Origin of the sequence: Arthrobacter sp. ISL-5 (assembly GCF_018613835.1) — a bacterium.
Classification (GTDB): Bacteria; Actinomycetota; Actinomycetes; order Actinomycetales; family Micrococcaceae; genus Arthrobacter.
Map to the genome: position 1 here is coordinate 20,361 of NZ_JAGGPM010000020.1, position 13,314 is coordinate 33,674.

The window sequence follows — 13,314 nt, forward strand, 5'->3', positions numbered from 1 at the left end:
ATCAATCGCCGGAATAGGCCACCTGCCGGAATGGGCCACCCGCCGGAACAGATCACCCATCCCCGCAGCCGGAACAGCGGGCGCAAGGGCGCAGGCAGAGTCCCCGTATGCGAATTGAGCCGCGTAATGGGCGTGCGAGGCCCTGGTTCACGGTCACGTAGGAACCGTCCTTGCGGCATCCTCCAGCAGCAACAGCGGCGGTTTCCAGGGCCGCGAGTTAATCAAAGACAGCGCAGCCGGATCATTAATGCTCTTATCCGCCTGCCAAGGCCCCCTCAGTGGCGTGGGAGGAGGACCGGGCCCTGCATTCCATGGACGCTCAACAGCGGTTAGGCTAGGTCGGCAGGGCAATCGGAGGCGGCTATGTGGGGTGCTGGGGCGGCCCGAGCGGCCATAGCGAGACACAATCGCAAGTACGGTACATTCAACTGCTTGTCCGCCGCCGGAGGACTCGCCCCACGGCCTGGCCGCGGCGGCTACGAACGACGCTAACACGTTCAACAGGACCGTTCACTCCATGGGATGAACCCATTAAAGGGGGACCATTCGCGGATCCTGGAGCGGGATTCACTAATACCCCTCGATATATGCGGCGACAACGGTACTAATACAAACCAGCGTAAAAGCAACATGAGGAACATTTCCCGCGGAACATCGCCTTCGAACTTTGCCCGCGGTCCATCGCCCGCGGTCCGCTGCCCGGCGCCAGTAAGCCCGATCAGTAAAGCCGGTCAGGCAGCCCGATCAGTAGAGCCGGTCAGGCAGCCCGATCAGTAGGTCCGATCAGCAACGCCGATCAGGCAGCCCGATCAACTGGCACGCTGTGCTGCGGCCGCGACTGCAGCAACCTCGACCCGGCCGCTCTCAAACACTACGGCAGGCAGCATCTACGTGGTTGGGGTGCGAACTCGGAGCAGTGCTGGTCGAAGAAGAAGCCGAAACGGAGAAATTGGCCAAGATAAACAGACCAAACAAAAGGGCCCGTTTCACGTGAAACGGGCCCTCAAAATGCGATATTTCTAGCTTTCGGCCCCAGGAGCCAACACGTCCATGATTCTGTTGAGATCTTCCACGCTGGCGAACTCGATGCTGACGCGTCCCTTACGTGCACCCAACGAGATTTTGACGTTGGTGTCGAGGCGATCAGAAAGTGAGGAAGCCAGATAATCCAAGCGTTCGTGGCGCGCACCGGGACGGGGGATGTTGTTCTTCGCCGGTGTGGCAGGTTCACGGTGAAGAGTGACGGCTTCCTCCGTGGCCCGTACAGACATACCTTCGGCCACAATCTTTTGTGCAAGGCGTTCCATGGCGGCTGCGTCCGGCAAAGAGAGCAGTGCCCGGGCGTGTCCTGCGGAGATGACGTTTGCGGCCACGCGGCGCTGCACCAGCGGCGGAAGCTTGAGCAGTCGGAGCGTGTTCGACACCTGGGGGCGCGAACGGCCGATACGGTCAGCGAGTTGCTCGTGAGTCGTGCCGAAGTCTTCGAGGAGCTGCTGATAGGCGGCAGCCTCTTCGAGCGGGTTCAGCTGGCTGCGGTGCAGGTTCTCCAGCAGTGCATCGCGCAGCAGGTCATCATCCGTTGTATCACGGACGATTGCGGGGATCGTGTCCAGGCCTGCGGCCTGAACCGCCCGCCAGCGGCGTTCACCCATGACCAGCTCATAGGGTTCACCACCCTTTTCGGTTGAAGTACGAACCACAATTGGCTGGAGAACGCCTATTTCCCGAACCGAGTGAACCAGCTCTGCCATATCGTCCTCATCGAAGACGGTGCGGGGCTGTTTCCGGTTGGGATGAATGTCACCCACGGGAATTTCGGCAAACCGCACGCCCGGGACCTCAACAAGTTCGACGTCATTGCCAACTGCCCGGAAGACCGCAGCTGACTCATCGTAGGTTCCAACAGCTGCATTGGCCGGCACTTCATCGGCGGGCACTTCATCACTGGGCTTTCCGGCGGAGGTGGCAGCAGGCTCGGCCTCCGAGGCGGAACCGCGTCGCTTGTCCACCGTCTTCTCAGCCTTCGCTTCGGACCCGGCAGCAGACGACCCGGCAGCAGCGGACCGAGCGCCATCGGCTTTCACCGGAGCGGCCTTGTCCGTTGCCTCCTTGCTGCCGGCCTCGGCAGCGGCAGAACCCTTGGATCCGGAGGACCGGCCGGGCGTCGTCGGCGAGGGTTCAACAGCGGGAGCAGTTTCAGCGGACGCGGACTTGCGCGCTTCCGGAAAGAAAAGGTCCACGGGGCGTGACGGCGCTGTTCCGCTGCCCGAAGCGTTTGTCGAGGCGGAACTTGGAATGAGTGCGCCAAGACCGCGACCGAGCCCGCGTCGCTTATCGCTCATGGATAAATCCCTCCATTGGAAGAGCCCGGCTATGCCTGGCTCCGGCTGTTGCAGTGTTTGGAAAATTCTAGCGTTCAGCGATTTCCGCTGCGGCTTCCAGGTAGGAAAGGGCACCGCTGGAGGATGGATCGTACGTCATAACCGTTTGCTGATAGCTGGGCGCCTCGGAGATGCGCACGGAGCGCGGAACAACAGCGCCCAGCACCTGGTCCGGGAAGTGTTGGCGCACCTCAGCGGCGACCTGCGCAGCCAGATTCGTCCGGCCGTCGTACATGGTCAGCAGAATGGTGGAAACTTCCAGATCAGCATTCAAATGCTTCTGGATCATCTCGATGTTCTTCAGCAGCTGGCTGAGGCCCTCCAGAGCGTAATACTCACACTGGATGGGGATCAGGACCTCGCCTGCGGCGCAGAATGCATTCACCGTCAGCAGGCCAAGACTTGGCGGGCAGTCGATGAATATATAGTCCAGCCGTTCCTCGCCCTTTTTCTGGCGGGACTTGGCGTAAACGTCGATGGCGCGTCGGAGCCGCTGCTCCCGGGCCACGAGAGACACCAGCTCAATTTCGGCGCCGGCCAAGTGGATGGTGGCAGGAGCACAGATGAGGTTGCTGATGTCGGGGCAGGGAGCCACGACGTCCTCCAGCGGCAAATCATTGATCAGGACGTCGTAGATGCTGTCGACGTCGGCATGATGTTCGATGCCCAAAGCGGTGGAGGCGTTGCCCTGCGGGTCAATATCGATAACCAGGACATTCAGCCCGGCGGCCGCCAGAGCGGCCGCGATGTTGACGGTGGTGGTGGTCTTACCCACGCCACCTTTTTGGTTTGAAACTGTGAAGACGCGGGTTTTCTCGGGCTTAGGAAGGTCGCGGCCCAGAAGCCTCTCCCGGCGCCTGTTCTCGTGCGCGAGTTCGCGGGCGATGGGGCTTGAGTCGTCCAAGGTGTCCAGTACGTTCCCGGTGGCCGGTGTTTCACGTGAAACGTTCGCGGTACTCATGCTGCCCACAACCGAATTCAGGTGATTGGAGGCCGTAGCGACCGAGGGTACACCAAAGGCGCGTGCCGACCCCAAGGACACGAACGGGGGAATCCGCTGCGTGGAGGTTTCGCTACTGGTCACTGGGACACACTCACTCTCGTTCGGCTTTTTGCTGCCGTTCTCTAGCCTAACCGCTACGCCCTCAAGACCTGTGGCACCGGGCCTGGGCTAGGCGATCTTTTGGGTCTTCTTCACTACAATGCGCACCACGGTGGTGGGTTCCTCCAGCAGATCCTGCCCCACCGTCACAACGGAAGTCTGCACTCCGCCGAGCTTGCGGATCACCTTAGCGGCCTTTTCAATTTCCTCTGCGGCACTGCGGCCCTTGATGGCCACGACTTCACCGTCGCCATCCAACAGCGGGATGGTCAGGCCGGCCAAATTACTCAGTGCCGACACTGCCCGAGCGGTCACAACGTCAGCCTTCACCATTCCGACGGCCAGTTCAGCCCGGGTGCGCATAACCGTAACATTGCTCAGTCCGAGATCGTCAACGACCTCCTGCAGCCAGATGACCCGCCGCTCCAGCGGCTCGATGAGGGTCAGCTCCAGATCCGGGCGGGCGATGGCCAGGCAAAGGCCCGGCAGGCCCGCTCCGCTGCCGACGTCAACCACGTGACTTCCGTGCGCAATTTCGCTTTCAATAACCGCACAGTTCAGGACGTGGCGTCCCCACAGCCGGGGAATTTCCCGCGGACCGATGAGCCCGCGTTCGGTTCCCGATGTGGCGAGGTGCTCCACATACCGCTCGGCCAAGCCAAGGCGGTCCCCGAAGATCTTTTCCGCAGCCTGGCGTTCGGCCGGCGTTATTTCCACCATCAGTTGACCAGCCGGCGATTCAGTCGGCGGAGACGACGATGTGCCGACCGGCGCCTTCGCCCTCGGACTCGCTTACCATCCCGAGATCGGCCACGGCGTCGTGCACGATCTTGCGCTCATAGGCGCTCATAGGCTCAAGCGCGACGGCCTTACCGGTTTCCTTGACGGACGCCACGGCATCCTCGGCGATCTTCTGCAGGTGGCCCGCGCGCTCCTTGCGGTACCCGTTGATGTCGAGCACCAAGCGTGACCGGTTGTCCGTTGCCGAAAGAACCGAGAGACGGGTCAGCTCCTGGAGTGCTTCCAGTACCTCCCCGTCCCGACCCACCAGGCTCTCCAAGCCGGCAGACTCTTCCTCTGCGACGATCGAGATGTAGGTCCGTCCGTTGCGGACCTCGATGTCGATGTCGCCGTCGATGTCGGCAATGTCGAGCAGTTCCTCCAGGTAGTCAGCCGCGACGTCGCCTTCTTCTTCCAGGCGGCTCGCAGTCGTACCCTTACCGGCGTTCACTGCCTCGGTGGCGTCGTCCTGGTCTTCGCTGACATCAGCGGAAAGTGCGTGCTCAGAGCTCTCAACAGACATTACTTCTTCTTCCTGTTCTTACGTTGTGGCTGAATGCGCTGGCTGCGGGCTTGCGCAACCGCAGCGGCGGCAGCGGCCTCAGCCTCGGCGTCGACTTTCTTGCCACCCAAGATAGGCAGGGCCGGCAGGCCCTTGGCGGCACGGCGCTCGGCGAGGGCCTTCGCGGCCGGGGATCCCGGCGTCGGCATGCGGCGGATGACGAAGAACTGCTGCGCCATGGTCCAGAGGTTGGTGGTGGTCCAGTAGATGAGGACACCGATGGGGAAGTTGATGCCACCCACACCGAACACAATCGGCAGGATGTAGAGCATCATCTTCTGCTGGCGCATGAACGGGCTGGCCATGGCCTCTTCGGACATGTTCTTGGCCATGATCTGCTTCTGCGTGATGAACTGCGAGGCCGTCATGGCCAGGATCATCACGATGGAGAGGATCCAGACCGCGGTCTGGTTACCTGCGCCGCCGTGCAGCAGGGAAGCCGAAAGCGTAGCTCCAAAGATGCTTGAATCGTCGAACTGCACGACCTGTTCGTGGCTCATCGCCCCAATGCCGGCACCCTTGGTCCGGGCGGCGGTGATGCCGGAGAGCACCTGGAACAGCGCGAAGAAGAACGGCATCTGGATCAGCATGGGCAGGCAGGCGGAGAACGGGTTGGTCCCGTGCTTCTTGTACATGGCCATCTGTTCCTGGGCCATGGCCTGGCGGGACAGCTGGTCGGTCTTGCCCTTGTACTTGTCCTGCAGCTTCTTGAGGTCCGGCTGCAGGAGCTGCATACCGCGCTGGGCCTTGATCTGCTTTACGAACACGGGAATCAGGGCCGCACGGATCACCAGCACCAGCCCGATGATGGACAGCGTCCACGTCCAGCCGTTGGCAGCCGGCATCCCAATGCTGCTCAGGCCCTCATGGAAGCCCACCATGATGACTGACACCAGCCACTTGAAGGGAAACATGATTGTTTCAAAGAAGTCCATACGATATCCCTATTCGTTAGGCCGCAGCGCGGCCTTCTCCATCAGTCCGAGCAGCCAGGTATTTATCCGGGTTGTTCAGCACAACAATTGTGGGGGTCTGGTTGTCGGGCCATTCGCGGTGGCCGGCGGGGACGTGGTCCACGCCACCGGCGTTCCAGGGGTGACAGCGCACCAGGCGCCTGGCCGCAAGCCAGCTTCCCTTGACGGCTCCGTGAACCGTGATTGCCTCCAGCGCGTACGCCGAACACGAAGGAAAGAAGCGGCAGACCTGTCCGTACAAGGGTGAAATCACCTTGCGGTAGGCCTTCAGCAGAAGAATGAGGATATTGCGCGGCAGGTTCCAGAAGAATCTGCCGGCAGCCGCCGCTGCGGACTTGAGGGAAGGGACGACGGCGGCAGTCAGGTCAAGCACGCGGTGTCCCTTCCTGTGTTGTTCCGTTCGATCGCATTGCAGCCGACTTTGGATGGCGGCTACCCAGCCGCTTCATGGTTACTTCCAAGGCAGCGTTGTAATCCGCCAGCAGTTCTTGCCAGCTGGCAGTTGCCGATGCGGGCAGGGCACGCACCACAATAGCGAACCCGGTACCGTACTCGCGCAGCGAGACAGCACCGGCTTCCCTAAGTCTCCTCTTAACGAGGTTCCTGGCAACAGCGTTCCCGACACCCTTGGAAACGATGAACCCGATCCTGCTGGGTTCATCGGCACCGATAGTTGCCGTATATAAGACTACGTTCCGGCGTCCATTGCGGACGCCGGAACGTACAGTTGTTGAAAAATCGGTTGAAGTCCTCAGACGGTTCCTGGTGGCCAGCACCGTTAAACTCGCAAGGGGAAGATAACCGACGAGTCAGTATTTAGGCCGACAGTTCGACGCGGCCCTTGCCGCGGCGGGCAGCCAGGATGGCGCGGCCGGCACGGGTGCGCATACGAAGGCGGAAGCCGTGCTTCTTGGCTCGACGGCGGTTATTCGGCTGAAAAGTCCGCTTGCTCACGTTAGTTACTCCAGTGGATCAAAGGTGCGCCCACCCGATCAAAAAGGGGAAGAACTGGCCGACGCTAAGTTTTGTATATGTCTGCTTCCCCCGATTCCCGGAACGCTGGGCGTCTGGGAGGTCCAAATGGGGTCAGAAAGCAGGCACAAAGGACTCCACAACGTTAGGCCAAAACGCGACCCCGAGTCAAACCGGCAGGCGGCCCACCGTGTTTCCCCAACTGTGGTTAACCGGCGTCCCCAACCTGTGGATGAAGTGGATCACAAGCCCCTTTTTCGAACCACAACCGTGTAATTATCCACAAGCCACTTCCCAGCTATCTTCTGGCCTTTTCATCCCCTAGAGTGGCCCAGTAGCCGATTATCCACGGACTGTGCATAACCCTGTGGATGAAGCCGGGACAGTACCCTGGATCCAGGCTTGCGGCTGCACGTAATGCAGGTAAGCAAGCTTTGAGGAACCCGATTGATGACAGTAGACGAAGCCAACCACGCCAATACTGTCGGAAGTTCCTGGCGGCGCGTGGTGACCCTTCTCGAGCAGGATGACCGCGTATCGCCAAGGCAGCGCGGCTTCGTCATCCTCGCCCAGGCGCAGGGCCTCATCGGTTCCACCCTTCTCGTGGCCGTGCCCAACGAACTCACCAGGGAAGTGCTCCAGACCCAGGTCAAGGACGCGCTCGATGACGCGCTCCGCAATGTTTTCTCAGACGACATCCGCTGCGCCATCGACGTCGACACCGATCTGGTGCCCGTCCACGAAGAGCCGGAACCCGCCGTCGAGCTTTCCCTCGTTGCCGACCCCTCAGTGGAACTGAAGCCGCAGCCCATGCTGCCGAGCACCTCCCACGAGTTCGGCCGGCTGAATCCCAAGTACGTTTTCGACACGTTCGTGATCGGCTCGTCGAACCGGTTTGCGCATGCCGCCGCCGTGGCAGTGGCCGAAGCGCCCGCGAAGGCCTACAACCCGCTGTTCATCTACGGAGACTCCGGACTGGGCAAGACCCACCTGCTGCACGCGATCGGCCACTATGCGCGCCGCCTCTACAGCGGCATCCGTGTCCGGTACGTGAACTCCGAGGAATTCACCAACGACTTCATCAACTCGATCCGCGACGACGAGGGCGCCAGCTTCAAGACCACGTACCGCAATGTGGATGTGCTGCTGATCGATGACATCCAGTTCCTCGCCGGCAAGGACCGGACCCTGGAGGAGTTCTTCCACACCTTCAACTCCCTGCACAACAACAACAAGCAGGTTGTGATCACGTCCGACCAGCCGCCCAAGCTGCTGGCCGGTTTCGAGGACCGCATGAAGTCACGCTTCGAATGGGGCCTGCTGACCGACATCCAGCCGCCGGAGCTCGAAACCCGCATCGCCATCCTCCGGAAGAAGGCCCTCAGCGAAGGCCTCTCCGCTCCGGACGACGCCCTGGAATACATCGCCTCCAAGATCTCCAGCAACATCCGCGAACTCGAGGGTGCCCTCATCCGAGTCACGGCCTTCGCCAGCCTCAACCGCCAGCCGGTGGATGTTGCCCTGGCCGAAATGGTCCTCAAGGACCTCATCACTGACGACGGCGCGCAGGAGATCACCTCAAGCCAGATCCTCACGCAGACGGCGGAGTACTTCAAGCTCAGCATGGAAGAGCTCTGCAGCAAGTCACGGACCCGGACGCTGGTCACGGCCCGGCAGATCGCGATGTACCTGTGCCGCGAGCTGACGGACATGTCGCTGCCCAAGATCGGGCAGGAGCTGGGCGGGCGGGACCACACCACGGTGATCCACGCCGACCGCAAGATCCGCGAGCTGATGGCTGAGCGTCGTGTGATCTACAACCAGGTCACCGAGCTGACCAACCGGATCAAGCAGCAGCAGCGCGACTCCTGAGCCGCGGCTCTTAACCTTGATTAACAGGCACGTGTGGATAACCCTGTGGACAGTTAAGGGGACAACCGCGGTTAATGGGCTTAAAACCCTTAAGGTGTCTGTGGATCGCCGAAACGGCCAAAAATGTTATCCCCATCCACAGGCTGTTTAAAACCTGTTCCGCCCACAGTCCATGAACAGGGCTTAACCGCGGATTCCAGCCGCAGGACGGGGTTATCCACAGTTTCCACAGCAGTTATTAACACTACTAATCCCAAAAAATTGAAATTCCCTCAAACAACAATCTCGTTCCCTGCCCCACACGGCTCCGGGACCCTGGCCCCGAAGGGCCACCGTCCTTGCCGGGGATGGGGAAATCCCCAATCTTCCGGCTAAGCTGTCAGCAGCGCTCCCATCCTCGGGTCTGCCAGTGGTTCAGCAAGTGCGGACCATGCAGGTTCCGGTGTTCCGGGAGCAGTGGTTTGGTGGACTCCCTGCGGGAGTTCCCGTTCAGAAAATGGCAGCAGCAATGAAAGGCGGCACCCTTCCGTGAAGTTCAGAGTCGAACGGGACGTCCTGGCAGAAGCCGTAACGTGGACAGCCCGATCGTTGTCTCCGCGGCCGCCGGTACCGGTCCTGTCCGGCCTGCTCCTCAAGGCCGAGGCCGGAACAGTGAGCCTGTCGAGCTTTGACTACGAGACGTCGGCCAGGCTTGAAATCCCCGCCGACATCGCGGAGGAGGGCACCATCCTGGTCTCAGGCAGGCTGCTCGCCGATATCTGCCGCAGCCTCCCGTCAGCCCCTGTTGAGGTGACGACCGACGGCAGCAAAGTGACACTCACGTGCCGCCGAAGCAGCTTCCACCTGGCAACCATGCCGGAAGCCGAATACCCTCCGTTGCCTGCCCTGCCCACCATCAGCGGCACGGTTGCCGGCGACTCCTTCGCTCAGGCTGTATCCCAGGTGATCATCGCCGCCAGCAAGGACGACACCCTGCCCATTCTCACCGGCGTGCGCATGGAGATCGAGGACGACCTCATCACCCTCCTGGCCACCGACCGCTACCGCCTCGCCATGCGGGAAGTGCCGTGGAAGCCGGTCACCCCCGGCATGTCCACGAGTGCCCTGGTCAAGGCCAAGACCCTCAACGAGGTTGCGAAGACGCTCGGAAGCAGCGGGGACATCAACCTCGCCATTGCCGACGACGACAGCCGCCTCATCGGGTTTGAAAGCGGCGGCCGCACCACCACCTCACTTCTGGTCGACGGCGACTACCCCAAGATCCGCTCCCTGTTCCCGGATTCCACGCCGATTCATGCCACCGTGCAGACCCAGGAACTCGTGGAAGCAGTCCGACGCGTGTCACTGGTTGCCGAGCGCAACACCCCCGTCCGCCTCGCCTTCACCCAGGGCCAGCTCCACCTTGACGCCGGCACCGGCGAGGACGCGCAAGCTTCGGAGGAGCTCGAAGCACAGCTGTCCGGCGACGACATCACCGTGGCGTTCAACCCGCACTACCTCGTTGAGGGCCTGAGCGTCATCGAAACGAAGTACGTCCGGTTCTCCTTCACCACCGCACCCAAGCCGGCCATGATCACCGCCCAGGTTGATGCCGACGGCGAAGACCAGGACGACTACCGCTACCTCGTGATGCCGGTCCGCCTGCCCAACTAGGTAGCAGATGATGTCGTTATGAGCACCCAAAACGACACCTAATGCGACCCAGTTGGGTGCACCACGCAGCCCACCACCACACCAGCGCAGAAAAGAGCTCACACCGTGCACATCGGACTGATCGGCCTTGGCAAAATGGGTTTCAACATGCGCGAACGGCTGCGCAAGGGCGGCGTTGAGGTCACGGGCTACGACCGCAACCCCGACGTGACCGATGTGTCCTCCGTCGACGGGCTCATTGCGGCCGTGCCGGTTCCGCGCCTGATCTGGGTGATGGTCCCTTCCGGCGCTATCACCGACGCGGTCATCACCGAACTGAGCGAGAAGCTGCAGCCCGGCGACTTGGTGATCGACGGCGGCAACTCGCGTTTCACCGAGGACCAGAAACACGGCGCCGCGCTGGCCGAAAAGGGAATCCGCTTCGCCGACTGCGGCGTCTCCGGCGGCGTCTGGGGCCTCCAGAACGGCTACGGACTCATGGCCGGCGGAGATGCCGAGGACATCGAACGTGCGCTGCCCGTCTTCGACGCCCTCCGCCCGGAGGGTGAGCGTGCCGACAGCTTCGTCCATGTAGGCGGCGTCGGCGCAGGCCATTACGCCAAGATGGTGCACAACGGCATCGAATACGGCCTGATGCAGGCTTATGCCGAGGGCTATGAACTCCTCGCGGCAAAGGACATCATCACCGACCTGCCCGGCACCTTCCGCGCCTGGCAGAAGGGCACGGTTGTCCGCTCATGGCTGCTGGACCTCATGGTGAAAGCCCTGGACGAGGACCCGGGCCTGGCCTCGATCGACGACTACGTCGAGGACTCCGGCGAAGGGCGCTGGACTGTCGAAGAAGCCATCGCAAATGCGGTTCCGGCTCCGGCCATCACCGCCGCGCTGTTCGCCCGTTTTTCATCCCGCGAAGACAATTCACCGGCCATGAAGATGGTGTCCGCGCTGCGCCAGCAGTTCGGCGGTCATGCCACCCGGCCGGCCAAGTAACACCGAGCCCGGGATCCGCAGGGTCCCGGGATGAGGGCTCCCGAGAATTTGAAGATCGCGTGTACCTAGAACACCTGTCCCTGACCGATTTCCGCAGCTATGCCCAGGTTGATCTCCGGCTGGATCCCGGCGTCACCGTCCTGGTGGGATCCAACGGAATCGGCAAGACCAACCTCATGGAAGCAATCGGCTACCTGGCGACGCTGAGTTCGCACCGGGTCAGTGCCGACGCGCCGCTGCTGCGCTTCGGAACCGAACGCGCCATGATCCGGGCCAAACTGGTCAGCGGCGAACAGTCCACAGTCCTGGAGCTTGAGATCAACGGCGGCAGGGCCAACCGCGGACGCATCAACCGCAGCAACCCGGTCCGCGCGCGGGACCTCCTGGGCATCTGCCAAACGGTCCTCTTCGCTCCCGAGGATCTGGCACTGGTCAAGGGCGACCCTTCCAGCCGGAGGCGCTTCCTCGACGAACTGCTGGTCAGCCTTGTGCCCCGGCACGCCGCCACGCGAAGCGACTACGACCGCGTGCTCAAGCAGCGCAACGCCCTGCTGAAATCTGCGCGCACCGGAAAGTTCACGGCCGGCCATGAGGCCACCCTTGATGTCTGGGACCAGCACATGGCACGCGCCGGCGCGGAGCTGCTGCATGCCAGGCTGGAACTGGTGGAGCGCCTTCGCCCGCATCTGAACAACGCGTATGCCCAACTGACGGACGGGTCCAAGGCCGCGGACGCCGTCTACCGGTCCACGCTCCAGAACATGATCGACGACGACGGCGCACCGGCCGGCGCGGGGGCGGAACCGTCTGCAGCGGGTGACCCTGTTGAAGACCTGCGGCTGCTGTCCGTCGATGAGCTCACCGAGCGTTACGTGCGCGCCTTTGCGGCGTCCCGCCGCAAGGAACTCGAGCGGGGAATCTCGCTCGTGGGCCCGCACCGCGATGAACTGGAACTGGTCCTCGGCCAGGCACCGGCGAAGGGCTATGCCTCGCATGGGGAGACCTGGTCCATGTGCCTCTCCCTGCGGCTTGCCTCCTACTACGTCATGCTGGACGATGCGCGCACCGGAGGTTCGGCGCCCATACTCATCCTGGACGATGTTTTTGCCGAGCTGGATGTGCAGCGGCGGCGTAAACTGGCCGCAATCGTTGCCGGTGCCGAGCAGGTGCTGGTGACTGCCGCCGTCGATGCCGATATTCCGGAAGAGCTGACCGGGCGGCGGGTGAAGGTTATCCCGGGAGGAATCGATGAACAGGGATAAGGACGGCAGCCTGCAGCCCGGCCGCGATCCCGATGAAATCGACGCCGCGCAGGCGGCCCTGAACAGAATGCGTGAAGCCGCAGCTGCCCGCGGCGAGGTCCGCCGGGCGGCGCCGCGCGCCGGCAGCAGCCAAAAGCAGCGCAACTCCGGGCGGAACACCCGCGGCTTCAGCCAGTTCCATTCCACCGGCCGGGACCCCCTGGGGCTGGGCAAGGTGGTGGGCCGGCTGGTGGCCGAGCGCGGCTGGACCTCGCCCGTTGCCGTCGGGTCGGTCATGGCGGAATGGCCGACGCTCGTGGGTCCCGAAATCGCCGCGCACTGCACGCCCGAAAGTTTCACCGACACCACGCTGCACGTGAGGTGTGACTCCACGGCCTGGGCCACGCAGCTCCGGCTGCTGAGCATCAGCCTGCTCGACAAGTTCCGAACTGAACTGGGCGACGGCGTGGTCACCAGCATCAAGGTCCTCGGTCCGGCGGCGCCGAACTGGCGCAAAGGCGGGCGCACGGTTAACGGCCGCGGCCCCCGGGACACGTACGGATAGCCTGCTATCGCAAGGGATGCCCGGCCGGTCCGGTGCCGGATCCCTTGAAAAATGCACAAACGGCGTGTAGGGCGTTCAAACCGCCGTGAGTCGTATAGGAACCCAAAGACGGGACCGCTGGAGCCTTGCAGGCGGGGCCAATGGCCAGCGAGAGGCACATTGCCTGCCGTTCACGGCCCCGGAATGCGGGAATCGTGCCTGTTTCACGATAGAATCTCTGTA

13 protein-coding genes are annotated in these 13,314 nt (G+C 62.5%); 5 read left to right on the forward strand and 8 right to left on the reverse strand.

Annotated elements, in window-relative coordinates; translation table 11 throughout:
* Positions 1 to 1,019 precede the first annotated feature (1,019 nt).
* The 8 genes from J7I89_RS11195 to rpmH form a co-directional block, all read right to left on the reverse strand.
* Positions 1,020 to 2,342 (reverse strand): ParB/RepB/Spo0J family partition protein, encoded by a 1,323-nt coding sequence (locus tag J7I89_RS11195; protein WP_214970052.1) that lies wholly within the window; start codon positions 2,340 to 2,342, stop codon positions 1,020 to 1,022.
* 67 nt (positions 2,343 to 2,409) lie between these two features.
* A complete protein-coding gene (locus tag J7I89_RS11200) occupies positions 2,410 to 3,465 on the reverse strand; it encodes a ParA family protein (protein ID WP_308159872.1) in 1,056 nt (351 codons plus the stop codon).
* Positions 3,466 to 3,552: 87 nt separating this feature from the next.
* On the reverse strand, positions 3,553 to 4,203 hold the full coding sequence (gene rsmG, locus J7I89_RS11205) for a 16S rRNA (guanine(527)-N(7))-methyltransferase RsmG (protein WP_214970055.1): 651 nt from the start codon (positions 4,201 to 4,203) through the stop codon (positions 3,553 to 3,555).
* Positions 4,204 to 4,222: 19 nt separating this feature from the next.
* Positions 4,223 to 4,786 carry a R3H domain-containing nucleic acid-binding protein gene (locus J7I89_RS11210; RefSeq protein WP_214970058.1) on the reverse strand — a complete coding sequence of 188 codons (564 nt, stop codon included), beginning with the start codon at positions 4,784 to 4,786 and terminating at the stop codon, positions 4,223 to 4,225.
* Complete coding sequence (gene yidC, locus J7I89_RS11215) at positions 4,786 to 5,760, reverse strand: membrane protein insertase YidC (protein WP_214970060.1); 975 nt, start codon at positions 5,758 to 5,760, stop codon at positions 4,786 to 4,788. The genes J7I89_RS11210 and yidC overlap by 1 nt, the downstream gene beginning before the upstream one ends.
* A 16-nt stretch (positions 5,761 to 5,776) precedes the next feature.
* On the reverse strand, positions 5,777 to 6,172 hold the full coding sequence (gene yidD, locus J7I89_RS11220; RefSeq protein WP_214970062.1) for a membrane protein insertion efficiency factor YidD: 396 nt from the start codon (positions 6,170 to 6,172) through the stop codon (positions 5,777 to 5,779).
* Positions 6,165 to 6,575: a ribonuclease P protein component gene (gene rnpA, locus J7I89_RS11225; protein WP_214970065.1), complete on the reverse strand. Its 411-nt coding sequence runs from the start codon at positions 6,573 to 6,575 to the stop codon at positions 6,165 to 6,167. Before rnpA ends, yidD begins: the two co-directional genes overlap by 8 nt.
* A gap of 40 nt (positions 6,576 to 6,615) precedes the next feature.
* Complete coding sequence (gene rpmH, locus J7I89_RS11230) at positions 6,616 to 6,753, reverse strand: 50S ribosomal protein L34 (protein WP_011776797.1); 138 nt, start codon at positions 6,751 to 6,753, stop codon at positions 6,616 to 6,618.
* A 468-nt stretch (positions 6,754 to 7,221) separates the two neighbouring features.
* Here rpmH and dnaA point away from each other — a divergent pair, with 468 nt between their 5' ends.
* From dnaA to J7I89_RS11255, 5 genes are all read left to right on the forward strand, one after another.
* On the forward strand, positions 7,222 to 8,643 hold the full coding sequence (gene dnaA, locus J7I89_RS11235) for a chromosomal replication initiator protein DnaA (protein ID WP_214970068.1): 1,422 nt from the start codon (positions 7,222 to 7,224) through the stop codon (positions 8,641 to 8,643).
* 528 nt (positions 8,644 to 9,171) lie between these two features.
* Positions 9,172 to 10,296 carry a DNA polymerase III subunit beta gene (dnaN, locus tag J7I89_RS11240; protein WP_214970071.1) on the forward strand — a complete coding sequence of 375 codons (1,125 nt, stop codon included), beginning with the start codon at positions 9,172 to 9,174 and terminating at the stop codon, positions 10,294 to 10,296.
* Positions 10,297 to 10,401: 105 nt separating this feature from the next.
* A complete protein-coding gene (gnd, locus tag J7I89_RS11245) occupies positions 10,402 to 11,286 on the forward strand; it encodes a phosphogluconate dehydrogenase (NAD(+)-dependent, decarboxylating) (protein WP_214970074.1) in 885 nt (294 codons plus the stop codon).
* A gap of 59 nt (positions 11,287 to 11,345) precedes the next feature.
* A complete protein-coding gene (gene recF, locus J7I89_RS11250; RefSeq protein ID WP_214970077.1) occupies positions 11,346 to 12,548 on the forward strand; it encodes a DNA replication/repair protein RecF in 1,203 nt (400 codons plus the stop codon).
* The gene (locus J7I89_RS11255) at positions 12,535 to 13,092 is read left to right on the forward strand and encodes a DUF721 domain-containing protein (protein WP_214970079.1); all 558 of its coding nucleotides are present in this window, start codon (positions 12,535 to 12,537) and stop codon (positions 13,090 to 13,092) included. Before recF ends, J7I89_RS11255 begins: the two co-directional genes overlap by 14 nt.
* The last annotated feature ends 222 nt before the right edge of the window (positions 13,093 to 13,314 follow it).